The following is a 14,790-nucleotide window of genomic DNA, read 5'->3' as shown; positions in this document are numbered from 1 at the left end:
GCACGGCGCGGAGCGCGCCAGCAGACTCCCCCGCCCCCGAGGGCTGGAATCCCAGGGCTTGGCCGCTTCCACCGCTCGCTATCTCAGCGCACCCGGGGCTCAGCGCACCTGGCTCCACCACCGATTGATGATGTCGGCCACATCGAGATCGTCCGGACCCTCGCGCCAGCTCTTCGAGAGAGGTGCGTCATTGCTGGCCGGCGCCGGCTCGGGCGGATGGACCAAGATGCGCGCCGGGAGCAGCGAGGCATCGCCGACCGCAAGCACCTCGCCCCGTCGCAAGGACGCCAGCATGTCGGCGAGGTTCTTGGCCCCCTCCGGCAGCAGCCGCCGCACATATTCTTGGTCGTCGGCATTGGAGATGCGCAAGCAGAGATAGTTGCCGCACTGCGAAAGCACGGTCTGCGACAGCTCGGTCGGACGCTGGCTCACGATACAAAGGGTGACGCCGTACTTACGTCCCTCCTTGGCGATGCGCTCCATGGCGCGTCGCGTCCCGACGAAACGGGTATCCGCATCGCTCGGGATGTACTGATGCGCCTCCTCGCAGACCAGCAGCAATGGAAACTCGTGCCGGCGCGGATTCCAGTAGTTGAACTCATAGGCCAGCCGCCCGATCTGGGCCGACACCACGGGGCGCAAATCGACTGGCACCGGGCTGAGGTCGACCACCGTCACCTGGCTCTTCTGCTCGCCCAGGCCGACGAAATTGCGCAACAGATGCTCGAGGGTCGCCGAGCTGTTGTGCTTGCGCGGCCGCATGAAGAAATCGTACCTGCCGTCGTTGTAGAGCGACTGGAAGCGCACCAGGAAGTCGTCGAAGGCACCGTGCAGCGGACCCTTGACCTTGCCGAACTCGAGCTTTTCTTCGTTGGCCTTCTTGAACTTGTTGTAGAGCTCGTCGATCGGAAAGTAGACAGGCGAATCCACCGAGAGCCGGTTCATCCCCATGTGCTGATTGGACTGCTTACGCAGGCTGTAGAGTGATTCGCGCAGGAAGGCGATCTGGACGGTCGCATTGGCATCCGTGCGGTCGACGAAGAGATCGACCAGCTCCGAATAGGTCAGCAGCCAATAGGGGATCTCGAGCTCGCGAGCGTCGATGTATCTCGCTGTGCCAGGGGGGAAAATGCCCTCCATGGTGCCGTCTTTCTTCTTCCAGCCGTACTCGCCGTGGAGATCGAGCATGATGATGTGCGAGCGGGGCATGCCCTTGACCACGCTCTGCATGAGACTGGAGAGCGTCCAGGACTTACCCGCGCCGGTCTGCCCCAAGATGGCCAGATGCCGCCCGAACAAGGCAGAGGGGTCCAGCGAGGCCTTCAGCGACGGCCGCACGGAGAGACGCCCGAGCTCGAGTGCGCCCTCTGTCTTGCGGGAAATGAGCGCGGCGAGCCGATTGCTCGCGATGAGGTGAACCGCCGCGCCGATCACCGGGTAACGGGCGACGCCAGGCTCCAGACGCCCATCCGAATTGATCTCGCCCAGGGGCGTCAGCTCCAGCCGCCGCTCACGCGTGGTCAGGGCGCGCGGCCCGCCCGAGCCGGTGTCCTTGGTCGTGCGCGTGACCCGGGCGTCCTCGACGATGCGAGAGACCTCGGCCAGCACATGCCCCGCGCGATCCCTGATCTCGACCAGGCTGCCGAGCTGCCCGATCGGCAGACTCTCGTCCCCGAGCGCTCGCGAAGGGGCGTAGCCCTCCTCGCCCGGAAACAAGGTGGCAACGAGGCAGCCGCCAGTGATGTCGACAATACGGCCAACCAGGGTGGACTCGGGCGCTGTTGTCATGACGATCTGGGCTCCATGTGATTGATGGCTCATCCGGTCTGATTGTCACTCAAAGTAGACCATGGAGGCAGGACAGGGATCACAGACGGGAGGCCTTTGATCGATGCGAAGCCGACTGAGTCATGCCAAACTGAGCCCGATATCAAGGTTTCGGACGGATTTCGGCAAAGCGCCACGCACGCTGACGAGACTTGCGAGCGAGCCGCCCCATCGCCAAGATCGCAGCCTCTCGGCCACAGTCCCCAAAAGGCGACAGCGATCACAAATCAGGGGTTGATAAATTAGAATATGCTTATATAATAACGAACCATAGAGTCAACACACCTGATTGGAGAAGTAACATGGGTGCACTTGGAATCCTCGCAGCAGTCGCCGTTCTGGTCGGTGGCGTTCAAACGACCATGGTGATGTCGGAAGAAGACCGACTCGCCGCTGAAGCAGCCAAGGAGCCGATCGTCGAAGTCCAGGCGGTCCAGCAGGACGAGCACACCAAGATCAATGCCTGGTCGCATTGATCGGCGTCCCCAGCTGTTCTGAAATGCCTCGTCGCTGTTGCGTCGAGGCATTTTTTGTACAAGCATCTGAGCCCCCAGGCTTCTAACTCCCGCCCACATGCCGAGCTCCGACGAAACCATCAGGTTCAGTGTCTCCCTACCCAAGCCGCTCTTGGATGAGCTCGACGCGCGCGTCGTCAACAAGGGCTATGCGTCACGCTCGGAGCTGGTTCGCGATCTGATCCGCGAGCGCCTCGTCGAAGACCTATGGGAGCGCGGGGAGACGGAGGTCGCCGGCGTCCTGACGATCGTCTACGACCACCATCAGCGCGAGCTGACACAACAGATCCTGGAGATCCAGCACAGGCAATATGTCCGTGTCGTCGCAACGACGCACGTGCATATGGATCACCACAATTGCCTGGAGACCATCATCATTCGCGGGATGCCGGCCGAGATCGAGCGGCTCAGTCTCGAGATCGGCGGTCTCAGAGGCGTGCGCTTCGCGAAGCTGACGCGTGCGTCTAAGGTAGAGAATTAGCCGCCGCCGGCCCTTGGACGCTTGCGCGCCTGCACGTTTCCAAGAAATCTCGCCGACTGGCTACCGGCCCCGCGCAGATGAGACGTCAGCCAGGCTCAGCGCGGGCGCTTGTGCTGGATCGGATCGCCCTTTGGCAATCGCCGCCCTAGGACAGGCTCAAGCGGGAGACGCTGAGCCTGTCATCGACCTCAGGCGCGATCCCGTCGCCACGGCAGCTCTGCTTGATCGCCGCAGTATCTTGGGCGTCCCGGCCAACGGCCACACGCACATAGGTCGCGTCGGCGAGCAGACCCAAGGCCGGATCGAAGCCGGTCCAGCCGGAGCCCGGAATCAGCACCTCGGCCCAATGGTGCTGGCGCTGGGGAAGCGCATCCAGATCCGCGCTGCTATCCGGGTCGAAATAGGCGGCATCCAGATAGCCGGAAACGAAACGGGCCGGGACCTGCCATTGGCGCGCGACGGCGATGAGCAGATGCGCCAGATCGCCTGCGCTCCCAGCCCCGCCCTCCAGCGCCGAGACTAGGGCGAGGGCCGGCTCCGCCTCGGCTGGCCGGTAGGCGATGAGGCCGCGCATCCAGCGCATCAGATCCTGCACCTGATCGATCAGCTGCCGACCTTCCCGTAAGACGGGGACCGTCTGACCCGCGATCTCCTGGGGCAGCTCGGGCGTCATAGCGCTGCGATGCAGCACCAGGTCCCAGAGCCTAGGGGATTGACGCAGACGCTCGGCGATCCAATCCAGCTCATGCGCGCTCGGGACCAGGTCGAAATCGAAAGGATTGGCGTGACGCGTCTCGACCTCTGCCTCGATCTCGAAGCTGAGCTCCTCGTGAGCAGCGAGGATGGCGAAGTGATGCGCGAGGTTTCCGAAACCGTCGTAGGCCCTGGCGGCATGCGTCTTGGGAGCCACATCGAGCAGGACCCGAATCACCGATTGGTCCTGGTCATGCGAGGGGGCCAGACGGATCTGGACGTGGTGCTCGCGCGCCGGAACGCTGAATCTCATGCGGCAAGCGCGCTGGATGTGGTACCTCAAGACGCGTCCCCCGGGTAGGCTTCGAAATAGTCGGTGCTCAGGGCGTCTCCGAGCCCGGCCAAGCACATGAGCAGCCCCTCGAGATATTGATGCAGCCCGGACTCGATGATGCGGCCGGGCTCCATCTCGAGGATCTGATCACGCAGTGCCGCTATCGCAGCCGCTGCCACGCCATCGGGCGAGTAGCCGATCCGCGTCAGGGCGTGCTCGAGCGCATTGACACAGTAGGTGATGGAACGAGGGAAATCCGGGTTGAGTATCACAAACTCAACCACGTCGATGGGGCGGATACCATTCTGATGGCAGCGGCGGTAAGACTCGAAGCCAGAAAGCGATTTGAGTAGGGCGCCCCATTGGTAGTAATCGAGTGGCGAGCCGACGAGGCTCAGATCCGGGAGCAGCAGATGGTAGCGCACGTCCAAGATCCGCGCGGTCATGTCGGCCCGCTCTTGCAGGCTCCCCAAGCGCACGAAGCTATGCGCCTCGCCGCGCATCATTGTCGTCTGGGTCAGACCGAGGAAGGTCGCGACCTCGCGATGGATGAAGCTGTAGAGCTCGGCGGCGCGCCATGGCGGCAGCTTGGCCTGAAGATGATCGTCCGCGGCCAGCCAAAACCCGTTGAGGCTCTCCCACATGGCGGTGGAGATGCGATCACGCGCAGCGCGGGCGTTCTCGCGTGCCAGCCTCAGGGAGTTATGGATGCAGCCGGGGTTGGCCGGGTCCTGCGTCAGGAAATGAATCACGCGCTGGACGGTCGCGCGACGGTCGGGATAGCGTGCCTCGAAACCCGCATCGGCCCCGAAGATGGTGAGCAGAGGCCGCCACTGCGCGTCTTCGGTCAGCCCCTCATCCGACTCGAGCATGTGGACGACATTGATATCCAGGGCACGCGCGGTATTGTCGGCGCGCTCCAGATGACGCGCCATCCAGTAGAGCGACTCGGCGATACGGCTCAACATTCGGCGTTACGCATCGACATCAGTCCGCCAGCACCCAGGTGTCCTTGCTGCCGCCCCCCTGAGAGGAATTGACCACCAGCGAGCCGCGCCTCATGGCGACGCGCGTAAGCCCCCCGGGGACCACCTCGATGTCGCGGCCGTAGATACAGAAGGGACGTAGGTCGAGATGGCGCGATTCCAGCTCGGCATCCAGATAGCAGAGGTGCCGTGAGATCTGTACGACCGGCTGCGCGATGTAGTGGCGCGGCGCCGCGACGATCTTCTTCGCGAACTGATCGCGCTGCGCCGCCGTGGAGTCCGGCCCCATGAGCATGCCGTAGCCACCGGACTCGGCAACCGCCTTGATGACCATCTTCTCCATGTTGTCGAGGACATAGGTGCGGTCCTGATGATCCGTCATCTGATAGGTCGGCACGCTCGGCAGAATGGGGGTCTCGCCGAGATAATAGCGGATGATGTCCGGCACGTAGGCGTAGACGGCCTTGTCGTCCGCGATCCCCGTCCCGGGCGCATTGACCAGCGCGACATTGCCCGCCCGCCAGGCGTTGATGAGGCCCGCGGCCCCGAGCACCGAATCCGCCCTGAACACCAGGGGATCCAGGTACTCGTCGTCGATGCGCCTGTAGATCACGTCGACCTGCCGCAGCCCGAGCGTCGTCTTGAGATAGACCTTGTCGTTCTTGCACACCAGGTCCCGTCCCTCGGCCAGCTCGACCCCCATCTCCCTGGCGAGAAAACTGTGCTCGAAGTAGGCGGCATTGAATAGGCCGGGCGTCAGCACGACCACCACCGCCGCGTCGGGACCGCGCGGCGACAGATACCGAAGCGCCTGCAGCAAATGCTCCGGATAGTGCTCGACGCGCCGGACACGATAATTGGAGAAGAGCTCGGGCAGAAGGCGGCGCTGGATGACGCGATTCTCGATCATATAGGAGACACCCGATGGCGTGCGCAGGTTGTCTTCCAGAACGAGATAGCGGCCGTCCTCGTCACGAATGAGATCGACGCCACTGATGTGGAGATAGATGTCTCCCGGCGGATCGACATCCATGATCTCTCTGCACAGATCCTTGCCGCGATAGATGAGCTCGGGCGGAACCACACCATCCTTCAGGATCTGCTGCCCGTGATAGAGATCCTTGAGGAAGAGATTCAGGGCACAAACCCGCTGCTTGAGCCCGGCCTCGATCGGCTGCCACTCCCGGGCCGGGATGATGCGGGGGAGAATATCGAGGGGCCAGACCCGCTCGATCCCTTTGTCCTTGCCCGAATAGAGCGTGAAGGTCACACCCTCGTTGTGCAGCGCCAGCTGCGCGTCCCTGGCCTTGCGGGCCAAGCCCTGCTGACCGATCCCCTGGATATGCTCCCACATGGCGAGGTAGTGGTCGCGGGGGCGGAAGTCGTCTCGATAGAACTCATGAAAGGCCATGGCGGGACCCTCGGAATGGTCCAACAACTGTCCGCCGCCATTGGCTTGAAACTGTCTGAACATGGCAAAACGGCTCCTGCAGCACGGCCCATCTTAAGCCCTTTCAAGCAAGATCCACACCGCCAGCCAGCTCGGCACGGCCCTGATAGGCGACTGTTTTGCGAACTTTTCTTGCAGGGCTCCTCAGGCTCCCCTCCAGGACCCGCACAATAGAAGTGCACCGCCGCCGGCGATGCCCCATCTTGGGCCAGGCGAAGGAGACACCCGAGCCGGGAACGCCCGACCCGAGCACGACGGACGCGACGACCTGGACACCCGCGCCTAGGGTGCACAGCCCCGGCAAAGCGACAAACCCGCTACCAGCCCCAGGGGCCGTTACGCAGACCTCCTAAGGATAGCGTCCGCGCAAGGGTACCGCCCCCACGGAGCCCTCATGGAGCCCTCATGGACGCATCGCACCGACGCAGGATTGACAGCCGGCAGACATGCGAGATAGATTTAATGCGAATCATTATTATTCGCTTAAAAACCGACAGCTGTCAGCGCCAAACACGGAGAAAGCCGATGATTTCGACCCAGCGCCCTCTACATGGCCGCCAGCAAGGCGCACGCAAGGATCGCCCCGAGACCGCTGCGCCCAAGCGGATCGACAGCAAAGCGCTCATGGCTGGGCACAACCTGCTGATGATCGAGCACATGGGCAGCCACTACTACCTGCGCATGACCCGCAACAACAAACTGATCCTGACCAAATAGGCGAGGCCGACCTCGAGCCTGAGCGAGCCGGGCGCTGGATCACCAAGCATCAGCGCCCGGACACCGCGCGCTGTCGGCACAGCCCCACACTTGGGTCCCTCATGCCCTCCCGCTCAGGCGCCAACACGCTAACATAAGGAGCCTCAAGACCGCGGCGCCCCGACCACGCCGCAAGCCCGACCACGGTAGCTCCTATGACCCGCATCGTCCTTCACATCGGTCTCGAGAAGACCGGCACGACCAGCATCCAAAGGTTCTGCAGCACCAACCGTCAGCGTCTCTGGCAGCAGCACGGCATCCTGTACCCCGCGCACCCCGCGCTCCGCCAAGATGAGGCGCACGCAGCTCTGACGGCCGCGCTACTGCCGCCGAACGGCTGCGACTTCGTCGACCCAGAGGCCAGGCCCGAGGTCGTCGAGGTCATGGCTGCCCTGGAAGACGCCCTCGCCGCCAAACCGGAAATACTCGTGCTCAGCTCGGAGCACCTGTCATCGCGCTTGTCGTCGGCCGGAATCTCCCAGCTCGCACAGCTCTTGTGTCTGCATCCGGTGGAGGTGCTGGTCTACCTGAGGCGACAGGAAGACATGGGCGTCGCCGCCTTCTCGACACATCTCAAGTGCGGACGCCGCGCCTGGTTTCGCCCGCGGGAGATCTCGCCGCGAAACAGCTACTACGACTTCCTCGGGAAGCTGGCGCCTTGGGCCGAGATCTTCGGCCGCGAAACCATTCGCGTGCGCCTCTACGATCCCACGTACCTGACCCACGGCGATGTCTTGGAGGACTTCTTGGACGCTCTAGGCATCCGGGATGCCTCCGGATACAGGAGGGAAAAGCCGCTCAACACATCGCTCAACGTCGCCGAGGCAGCGCTGCTGCATTGGCTCAACCAGGCACTGCCCACCTGGGACGAAGCCGTGCGGCGCGGACGCCCCGAGGACTATCACCGCGCGCATCAGATCCGGCTGAGGATCCTGAAGGATGCGAGCGGAATTCCGGAGATGCGTCAGGCGCCACCACTCTCCACCGTGCTGACGCGGCTCGACCGGGCGCGAATCCGCCAGCGCTTCGAGCGCGCCAATGCAAGAATCGCCCGGGACTATCTCGGCCGCGCCCAGCTCTTCGCCGAAGACAAGGCTATGCCGCGCCGGGGCGCGCGGACGCTGCTGCGCCCCAGGCCCCACCTCGACGAAAGAGCGCTTGCAGAGGTCCTGCTCTCGGTCGCCGGGCGCCTGCAGGATTCCTTCGAGCTCCCGAAGCGCCCGCCCTCGCCTCGAGGGCTGAGGCACTCCCTCGGACAAAGGCTCCTGCGGCCCTTCGCGTCTCGACCCCAGACGAGCCCGAGCCCCTAGGGATCAGCCGCCGCCCTCGCCATAGTAGTTGCCGATGTAATTCTCGAACTTGGTGTACTTGCCGAGGAAGGTCAGCCTGACGGTGCCGATGGGGCCGTTGCGCTGCTTGCCGATGATGATCTCGGCAAGGCCTTTGTCGTTGCTGTCCTCGTTGTAGACCTCGTCCCGATAGATGAAGACGATGAGGTCGGCGTCCTGCTCGATTGCGCCCGACTCACGCAGGTCCGACATCACCGGGCGTTTGTTCGGACGCTGCTCCAGACTTCGGTTCAGCTGCGACAGGGCGATCACGGGCACGTTCAGCTCTTTCGCCAGCCCCTTGAGCGATCTGGAGATGGCGGAGATCTCTGTTGCGCGATTCTCGCCCGCGCCCGGCGCCTGCATCAGCTGCAGATAGTCGAGGACGACGAGACCGAGATCGCCCTGCTCGCGCTTGAGGCGCCGCGCGCGCGCGCGCACCTCAGTCGGCGAAAGCGCGGGCGTGTCGTCGATGAACATCGCGGCACCGGCAAGGATGTTGACCGCCGAGGTCAAGCGTGGCCACTCATCGTCCTCGAGCTTGCCGGTTCTCACGCGATGCTGATCGATACGGCCCAGCGACGACATCATGCGCATCGCGAGCGAGTCGCCCGGCATCTCCATACTGAAGACCGCGACCGGACGCTTGGACTGGATGGCCACGTTCTCGGCGATGTTCATGGCGAAGGTGGTCTTACCCATGGACGGCCGGCCGGCGACGATGATGAGGTCTGACGGCTGCAGCCCGGAGGTCATCATGTCGAAATCCGAGAAGCCGCTCCCCAGCCCGGTGATAGGCTCGTCGCGCTGATAGAGCATGTCGATCCGCTCGACCGCCATCCCCAGCAGCGTCTTGATGGGCTGGAAGCCACCGCCGCCGCGCGCCTCCTGCTCCGCGATCGCAAAGACGCGTCGCTCGGCCTCGTCGAGAAGCTCTGCCGCGTCCCTGCCTTGCGGGTTGTAGCCACTGTCCGCGATGGCGGTGCCGGCGGAGATCATCTGGCGCAGCACCGAGTTGTGGCGCACGATGCGCGCATAGGCCTTGATGTTCGCCGCGCTCGGCGTCTCGTTCGCCAGCATACCCAAGTACGACAGGCCGCCAGCGTCCTCCAGACGCTCGGTGCGCTCGAGCATCTCTGCCAGGGTGACGACGTCGAAGGGCTGATCCTCCTCGGCCAGCCTGGCGATGGCGCCGAAGATCAGCCGATGCTCGCGGCGATAGAGATCGCCCTCACTCACCTTGTCGGCGATGCGATCCCAAGCACTGTTGTCGAGCATGAGACCGCCGAGCAGCGACTGCTCGGCATTGATGTTGTGCGGCGGCACGCGCAGCTCGTCTACCGCACCCTCGGGGCCGAGCGGCATCATCTCATTGGGGGCTGAATCGAACATGAGTCCTCGGGCAGTGCGATGGCGGGCGTATCCGCCGGACATCGAAGGCGGCGGCGACTGCAGGCTCGTCGAGCAGCGAGACAGGCTCGAGCCCTCGACGCGGGAAGCATTCAAGAAGATCGCGAACGGAGATTCTGCGACCAGGGCGAGGGACGCGCAAGAAGATCTGGATGCGAGGTGCCGACAACGCGCGCGACACGTCGACAGTGCGTGCCGCGGAGGGCAAGAACGGACATCGCGAGCACGGAAGGTCCGGGCGGACCAGGAGCCCCGGCGAGCACCGGGGCTCGGAGGGATCTCAGTCGCCGGGGACCACGTCCACCTTGATCTGGACATCCACCTCTGGGTGCAGATGAAGGGTCACTTCATACTCGCCGACGGCCCGGAACGGCCCCTGCGGCAGACGCACCTCGGACTTGTCCAGCTCATAGCCGGCATCGACCGCGACCTCAGCGATGTCGCCAGTGCCGACCGAGCCGAACAGCCGTCCCTCGTCACCCGCCTTGCGCGCGATCGTCAGGCTGACGCCCTCGAGCTTGGCGCGACGATCCTCGGCCGCCGCGAGCAGCTCGGCCGCGGCCTTCTCAAGCTCCGCGCGACGCTCTTCGAAGGCCTTGACGTTCTCCGCCGTCGCGGCGACCGCGTAACCGCCAGGCAGCAGATAGTTGCGGCCGTAGCCGGCGCGGACCTTGACCTTATCCCCGAGCACTCCCAGGTTGGTCACGTTTTTCAGCAGGATTACTTCCACTTTCGCATTCCTCTCAAGAGTTTATCTGGTTGCCGCCACAAGCGCTCAGCGCCCGCTCCGATCGCGCTGAGCGACGCGGCCGCGGATGTCCACCCAGACATCGACCAAGCCAACACTGGCCAGCAGCAAGCTCACCTGGGGCATGAAGAAGACCAAGAGCACATAGAGTCCGACGAGCCAGCCCTGCTGCAAGCCGCGGTGATTGGCGAGCCAATGGGCAAAGGCAAGCCCCTGCAGCAGGAGCAGCACGCCAAGCACCGGAATGAAGTCGGCCGCCACCCCCGCGCCCTGCGCGAGGACAGCCCAGACCAGCAGCACCAGGAAGAGCACGGCCGCCGCTCGGCCAACGGACAGGCCGCGGAATTCTTGGCCGAAGCCGCCTGGGTTGTAGAGCTGCGCCTGCCACCAACGGGCGATGAACAGACTCAATAGGTACTGCAGCACCAGCGCCGCAGCAAAGGCCCCGGTCATCCACTTCGCGAACCCGGCGAACACGGCGAGGCTTGCGTCGGACTCGATCAGGCCGTCCTTGACGAGGGACTCGCGCAAGGGCTCCATGAGCTGCTGCCAGTAGACCTCGGGGTCCCCAGCCAGCAGGTTCACGACCACCACGATCACCAAGCCGCCTAGACCAGCGAGCCTTACCGTGAGCCCCAGGGCCCGCGTGGCGCGCAGGATGGCCGCCAGCCCCCAGATCGGAATCCACAGGACCGCCAGGACGCCGACGGCAGCCAAGGGCGAGCCGAGAGCGAGCGTCGAGATGATGGCCGTCGCCACCGTGGCGAGCGCGACCAGCACGGCCCCTTCGCGGGGGCCATTGCGCAAGGTCACCAGCCCGACCGCCCCCGAGCTGATGAGCCCGAGGAGCGGAAGCAGGAGCGACAGCATGGCACTCGCAGTCACGACCAGTGTCGCCTGCGAGTAGCCCCGCATGATGAAGCTGGCAATCGACCTCATGTCGGCGGCGCGCGGCCGAGAGCTGAATCCGCTCGACGCATTCGAGCCCGGACCAGCGCGGCGGCAGCCGTACCTCAGTGACCGTCGGTGTAGGGCAGGAGCGCCAGATAGCGGGCGCGCTTGACGGCCTGCGCGAGCTGGCGCTGATACTTCGCCGAGGTCCCAGTGATGCGGCTTGGCACGATCTTGCCCGAGTCGCTGATGTAGGCCTTCAGCAGGTTGAGATCCTTGTAATCGATCTCGGTGATGCCTTCTGCGGTGAAGCGGCAGTAACGCTTGCGGCGAAAAAAGCGGGACATGGTTCTCTCCGTGGCTAGAGCTTCAGGTTATGGCCCGATGGGCGCTGCGTCAGTCGTCGTTCTTGGCGTTGGAATCGCCACCGTCGCCCGAGTCGCCATCCCCACCTTCGGAGCGCTCGCGCTCATCGCCGCTCTTCGCCAATGGCGAAGCCTCGGTGACCGCATCCTTACGATGGATGATGAGGTTGCGCATGACGGCGTCATTGAAGCGAAAGGCGCTCTCGAGCTCGTCGATCGCCTCGCGATCGCACTCGACGTTCATGAGCACATAGTGCGCCTTGTGCACCTTATTGATGGGATAGGCCAACGGACGACGGCCCCAGTCCTCGATACGATGGATGACGCCGCCGCGCTTCTCGAGATTGCCCTGATAGCGCTCGACCATCCCGGGAACCTGCTCACTCTGGCTCGGATGCACCAGAAAAACTACTTCGTAGTGTCGCATTGCTGCTCCTTTCGGATTGACAGCCTCCCGCAGGTAACGGTGAGGCAAGGAGTACCCCAAGCAACCGGGGCAATCGGCCATTATGACGAAGAGGCTGCCGCAATGCAAAACCCTAAATCGAGCCGAGGACGCCAGCCGCGCTTGCCCTGGGAACGCCTCTGGATCAAACTCAATAGGCACATCACCAAGTTCGAATATTAGGAGGAACTTTGCATGGGCCTCGAGCAAGACTTCGACTCGCTGCGCCGCTCTAGCCTGACTTCCAGCCTGAGCGACGAGGAGGTGCGGGCACTGGCGGGCATCGCCTGCTGCCAACGCCTCGCGGACCAGGAGGCGCTCATCCACGAAGGCAACGTCGACAACAGTCTTCACGTCATCACCGAAGGCGCCATCGCCGTCACTCGCGATCTCGGCAAGGGCGACTACACCACCATTCACGTGCTGAGGACGGGAGATCTCGCCGGCGAGATGGGCTTCATCAGCGGCCAGCCGCATACCGCGACCCTGAGGTCGCTCGGACGTACCCAGGTCTGTAGCTTCCAGCGCGACGCATTCGAGCAGCTACTGCCCGATCACCCCTGGCTGGTCTATCGCGTCATGCAGAACATCGTGGAGGTGGGACAAGACATCCTGAGGCGGATGAACGCACAGCACGTCGAGCTGACCAAGTACGTCAGCCGGTCCCACGCGCTCTATTGAAGGGCCGCCCCGGCGCCTAGTCCCGCCCGCCGAGCAGCAGGCGCGCGCCATGCCGCCTCTGCTGCTTCACAGGGGCGAGCGCGCGCCCTTGCCTCAACGCCCTTCCCCGCCCCCGAACGAGCCCTCGATCGCGCGCGCCGCGTCATCGATTCCCTTCTGCGCCTTCTCGAGCAGCTCACGCCCCTGCTTGGTCATCGCCTGCTTGATCGCTCGGGCGAGACGCGGGTTGCCGATCGACTCGCCATTCAGGGTCATGCGGTATGGCGAGGTGGAATAGGCTGCCGCGGGATTGGCGAGGGTGAGCGCCGTATCGTCGACGGCGTCATGCCGATAGTGACAGGTCGCCCGCATCGGCTCGGCCTTCCCTCCAGCGCCCCGCGCATCGAAGCTCAGAAGCACGACCAGCTCTTCCGAGCGCCGCATTTCGACATCCGCCTCGGCCCACGCGGGCCTGGCAGCTCCTGGTAGCTGGGCTATCACCAGATCCTTGCACAGCCTGATGCGGACATCCTCGGCGGTGCCAGAGCAGCCTGCCAGGATCCAAGCCATGCCGCAGGCCGTCGCCAGCGCGGACGTCGTCTTCGGCCAAACCTTGCTCGAAATCATCTCTGCTCCCATTGAGTCTGCGCCGACCGCAAGCGCGGCGCGGGCGGCCGACAACATATCGCAATCACCGTGACGGCTGGCGCCAGTTATAATGCGCGGGCGATTGACGGCAGGGGTCTCTACGAGACCTCGCCGCCGGCCTCCGAGGCGCGCGACGAGCCTCCCGCGCCCGGAATTCTCAGTTTCTCAACCACAGGAGCGAAAGCCATGGCCCTGGCAAAGAATGTCGGCCCGATGGACAAGAACATCCGCTTGGCCGCCGCAGGCGTGCTCATCCTCGCCGGCCTCATGGTGTCATCCGTCACCATGAAAGTCGTGCTGACAGTCGTCGGCCTCATCGTCCTCGCAACGGCCGTACTGGGCGTCTGCCCCGCGTACTTCCCACTCAAGATCAACACCAACAAAGACGCCGACAGCTGATTCACCCCACAGGGGCGCAGTGCGCCCCTGTGGCCCAGAGCAGGGTGCGCGCACCAGCGATCTGCCGGCCTCGGCCTCAGCTCGCGTCTTTCCCGATCAGCTCCTCGTAGCGGGCCTTGAAGGCCTGCTGGCGCAAGCGCGACGCCTCTTGCTCGCTCGCGAGCGTCGGCGAATCCTGCCAAGCACCCGTGGCCGGATCCAAGACCGAGAAGCGGTATCCGCGTCCGACCCGGAAGACCTGGCTCACGTCCTGCCCGGCCTGCTCCATGGCCTCGAGCTTACCCATGCCCCTGGCGCCATCTCCAGCCGCCGGCGCAGGACTCGGGCGAGACTCGGCGATGGTGAAGCCGTTGTTCTGAATTTCGCCCTGGGTATCCAGCTCGACCGATTCGACACCAGGCAGGCGCGCCAGGATGTACCCGGCCATGAGCAGCCCGAGCTTTTCGTTCTCGGTCTCGAGCGCGGTCAGCAGCTTGTCCGCGACGATCTGGCAGCGCTGCATGCGATCCGGCGCATCGACCCACTCGCGACTCATCTGCCAGCCGGCATCCATGTCCCGGTCGAGCTGATCGAAGTACTCGCCCGCCCGGGCGACCAGCGCGTCCGGCACATTGAGCTCGTAGACTTGTTCGTCGATGATCGCGTTGAGGATCATGTGGTGCCTCCAAATCCTGTGCTGTCTTGACATCTATCAGTAGATTCCGATTCTCCTATGGTACGGCAAGACACTCCAGGCTGGATCCAGCTCGCGGACCGCGTCTCTGCAGCGACTCCTGGATAAAGCGGAGAGCGACCGCCGCGCCCGATGTCATCCCCGCCCAAGGCGATTTCTGTCAGTTCTCATACCATCTGGC

The 14,790-nt window shown here is 64.2% G+C and carries 17 protein-coding genes; 6 read left to right on the top strand and 11 right to left on the bottom strand.

What is annotated here, in order from left to right; translation table 11 throughout:
* Nucleotides 1-99 precede the first annotated feature (99 nt).
* Nucleotides 100-1,788, bottom strand: coding sequence for an ATP-binding protein (locus G3446_RS02945; protein ID WP_164450905.1), 1,689 nt, complete (start codon nt 1,786-1,788; stop codon nt 100-102).
* Nucleotides 1,789-2,129: 341 nt separating this feature from the next.
* On the opposite strand from G3446_RS02945, the gene G3446_RS27430 reads away from it, so the two are divergent.
* Entirely contained in the window at nt 2,130-2,303 is a 174-nt protein-coding gene (locus tag G3446_RS27430) for a hypothetical protein (RefSeq protein WP_167757061.1), read from the top strand.
* A 97-nt stretch (nt 2,304-2,400) separates the two neighbouring features.
* Nucleotides 2,401-2,823 carry a nickel-responsive transcriptional regulator NikR gene (gene nikR, locus G3446_RS02940; protein WP_164450904.1) on the top strand — a complete coding sequence of 141 codons (423 nt, stop codon included), beginning with the start codon at nt 2,401-2,403 and terminating at the stop codon, nt 2,821-2,823.
* Between the two features lie 145 nt (nt 2,824-2,968).
* Here nikR and G3446_RS02935 read toward each other — a convergent pair whose 3' ends face one another.
* The 3 genes from G3446_RS02935 to G3446_RS02925 are packed head-to-tail and all read right to left on the bottom strand — an operon-like array spanning nt 2,969 to nt 6,310.
* Entirely contained in the window at nt 2,969-3,859 is an 891-nt protein-coding gene (locus tag G3446_RS02935; protein ID WP_164450903.1) for a transglutaminase family protein, read from the bottom strand.
* Complete coding sequence (locus tag G3446_RS02930; RefSeq protein ID WP_164450902.1) at nt 3,856-4,818, bottom strand: alpha-E domain-containing protein; 963 nt, start codon at nt 4,816-4,818, stop codon at nt 3,856-3,858. The genes G3446_RS02935 and G3446_RS02930 overlap by 4 nt, the downstream gene beginning before the upstream one ends.
* A gap of 19 nt (nt 4,819-4,837) precedes the next feature.
* Entirely contained in the window at nt 4,838-6,310 is a 1,473-nt protein-coding gene (locus G3446_RS02925; protein WP_164450901.1) for a circularly permuted type 2 ATP-grasp protein, read from the bottom strand.
* 501 nt (nt 6,311-6,811) lie between these two features.
* On the opposite strand from G3446_RS02925, the gene hemP reads away from it, so the two are divergent.
* Nucleotides 6,812-7,003, top strand: coding sequence for a hemin uptake protein HemP (gene hemP, locus G3446_RS02920; protein ID WP_164450900.1), 192 nt, complete (start codon nt 6,812-6,814; stop codon nt 7,001-7,003).
* A gap of 194 nt (nt 7,004-7,197) precedes the next feature.
* Nucleotides 7,198-8,352: a hypothetical protein gene (locus G3446_RS02915; protein WP_164450899.1), complete on the top strand. Its 1,155-nt coding sequence runs from the start codon at nt 7,198-7,200 to the stop codon at nt 8,350-8,352.
* 3 nt (nt 8,353-8,355) lie between these two features.
* On the opposite strand, the gene dnaB is transcribed toward G3446_RS02915, so the two are convergent.
* The 5 genes from dnaB to rpsF form a co-directional block, all read right to left on the bottom strand.
* Nucleotides 8,356-9,762 (bottom strand): replicative DNA helicase, encoded by a 1,407-nt coding sequence (gene dnaB, locus G3446_RS02910; RefSeq protein WP_164450898.1) that lies wholly within the window; start codon nt 9,760-9,762, stop codon nt 8,356-8,358.
* A gap of 298 nt (nt 9,763-10,060) precedes the next feature.
* The gene (rplI, locus tag G3446_RS02905; protein WP_164450897.1) at nt 10,061-10,510 is read right to left on the bottom strand and encodes a 50S ribosomal protein L9; all 450 of its coding nucleotides are present in this window, start codon (nt 10,508-10,510) and stop codon (nt 10,061-10,063) included.
* Between the two features lie 45 nt (nt 10,511-10,555).
* On the bottom strand, nt 10,556-11,467 hold the full coding sequence (locus G3446_RS02900; RefSeq protein ID WP_164450896.1) for a hypothetical protein: 912 nt from the start codon (nt 11,465-11,467) through the stop codon (nt 10,556-10,558).
* A 74-nt stretch (nt 11,468-11,541) separates the two neighbouring features.
* The gene (gene rpsR, locus G3446_RS02895; protein WP_164450895.1) at nt 11,542-11,766 is read right to left on the bottom strand and encodes a 30S ribosomal protein S18; all 225 of its coding nucleotides are present in this window, start codon (nt 11,764-11,766) and stop codon (nt 11,542-11,544) included.
* A 49-nt stretch (nt 11,767-11,815) separates the two neighbouring features.
* Nucleotides 11,816-12,211: a 30S ribosomal protein S6 gene (gene rpsF / locus G3446_RS02890; RefSeq protein ID WP_164450894.1), complete on the bottom strand. Its 396-nt coding sequence runs from the start codon at nt 12,209-12,211 to the stop codon at nt 11,816-11,818.
* A gap of 213 nt (nt 12,212-12,424) precedes the next feature.
* Here rpsF and G3446_RS02885 point away from each other — a divergent pair, with 213 nt between their 5' ends.
* Entirely contained in the window at nt 12,425-12,910 is a 486-nt protein-coding gene (locus tag G3446_RS02885) for a cyclic nucleotide-binding domain-containing protein (RefSeq protein ID WP_164450893.1), read from the top strand.
* 93 nt (nt 12,911-13,003) lie between these two features.
* Here G3446_RS02885 and G3446_RS02880 read toward each other — a convergent pair whose 3' ends face one another.
* Nucleotides 13,004-13,516, bottom strand: a complete 513-nt coding sequence (locus tag G3446_RS02880) for a hypothetical protein (RefSeq protein WP_245232264.1) — start codon at nt 13,514-13,516, stop codon at nt 13,004-13,006.
* 207 nt (nt 13,517-13,723) lie between these two features.
* Here G3446_RS02880 and G3446_RS02875 point away from each other — a divergent pair, with 207 nt between their 5' ends.
* Nucleotides 13,724-13,936 (top strand): YgaP family membrane protein, encoded by a 213-nt coding sequence (locus tag G3446_RS02875; RefSeq protein WP_164450892.1) that lies wholly within the window; start codon nt 13,724-13,726, stop codon nt 13,934-13,936.
* A 76-nt stretch (nt 13,937-14,012) separates the two neighbouring features.
* Here the strand turns inward: G3446_RS02875 and G3446_RS02870 are convergent, their stop codons facing one another.
* Nucleotides 14,013-14,591, bottom strand: coding sequence for a hypothetical protein (locus tag G3446_RS02870; protein WP_164450891.1), 579 nt, complete (start codon nt 14,589-14,591; stop codon nt 14,013-14,015).
* Between the last annotated feature and the right edge of the window lie 199 nt (nt 14,592-14,790).

Source organism: Thiorhodococcus minor (assembly GCF_010820565.1).
Classification (GTDB): domain Bacteria; phylum Pseudomonadota; class Gammaproteobacteria; order Chromatiales; family Chromatiaceae; genus Thiorhodococcus; species Thiorhodococcus minor.
Note: the sequence above shows the minus strand (reverse complement) of the source record. Positions and strands in the feature narration are given on the sequence as shown.

Excerpts from the sequence above, each read along its gene's own strand:
- G3446_RS27430 (WP_167757061.1), top strand. The coding sequence starts at position 2,130 with ATGGGTGCACTTGGAATCCTCGCAGCAGTCGCCGTTCTGGTCGGTGGC.
- G3446_RS02900 (WP_164450896.1), bottom strand. The coding sequence starts at position 11,467 with ATGAGGTCGATTGCCAGCTTCATCATGCGGGGCTACTCGCAGGCGACA.
- nikR (WP_164450904.1), top strand. The coding sequence starts at position 2,401 with ATGCCGAGCTCCGACGAAACCATCAGGTTCAGTGTCTCCCTACCCAAG.
- G3446_RS02880 (WP_245232264.1), bottom strand. The coding sequence starts at position 13,516 with ATGATTTCGAGCAAGGTTTGGCCGAAGACGACGTCCGCGCTGGCGACG.
- rpsR (WP_164450895.1), bottom strand. The coding sequence starts at position 11,766 with ATGTCCCGCTTTTTTCGCCGCAAGCGTTACTGCCGCTTCACCGCAGAA.
- G3446_RS02870 (WP_164450891.1), bottom strand. The coding sequence starts at position 14,591 with ATGATCCTCAACGCGATCATCGACGAACAAGTCTACGAGCTCAATGTG.
- G3446_RS02875 (WP_164450892.1), top strand. The coding sequence starts at position 13,724 with ATGGCCCTGGCAAAGAATGTCGGCCCGATGGACAAGAACATCCGCTTG.
- hemP (WP_164450900.1), top strand. The coding sequence starts at position 6,812 with ATGATTTCGACCCAGCGCCCTCTACATGGCCGCCAGCAAGGCGCACGC.
- dnaB (WP_164450898.1), bottom strand. The coding sequence starts at position 9,762 with ATGTTCGATTCAGCCCCCAATGAGATGATGCCGCTCGGCCCCGAGGGT.
- G3446_RS02945 (WP_164450905.1), bottom strand. The coding sequence starts at position 1,788 with ATGACAACAGCGCCCGAGTCCACCCTGGTTGGCCGTATTGTCGACATC.
- G3446_RS02930 (WP_164450902.1), bottom strand. The coding sequence starts at position 4,818 with ATGTTGAGCCGTATCGCCGAGTCGCTCTACTGGATGGCGCGTCATCTG.
- G3446_RS02925 (WP_164450901.1), bottom strand. The coding sequence starts at position 6,310 with ATGTTCAGACAGTTTCAAGCCAATGGCGGCGGACAGTTGTTGGACCAT.
- rpsF (WP_164450894.1), bottom strand. The coding sequence starts at position 12,211 with ATGCGACACTACGAAGTAGTTTTTCTGGTGCATCCGAGCCAGAGTGAG.
- G3446_RS02885 (WP_164450893.1), top strand. The coding sequence starts at position 12,425 with ATGGGCCTCGAGCAAGACTTCGACTCGCTGCGCCGCTCTAGCCTGACT.
- G3446_RS02915 (WP_164450899.1), top strand. The coding sequence starts at position 7,198 with ATGACCCGCATCGTCCTTCACATCGGTCTCGAGAAGACCGGCACGACC.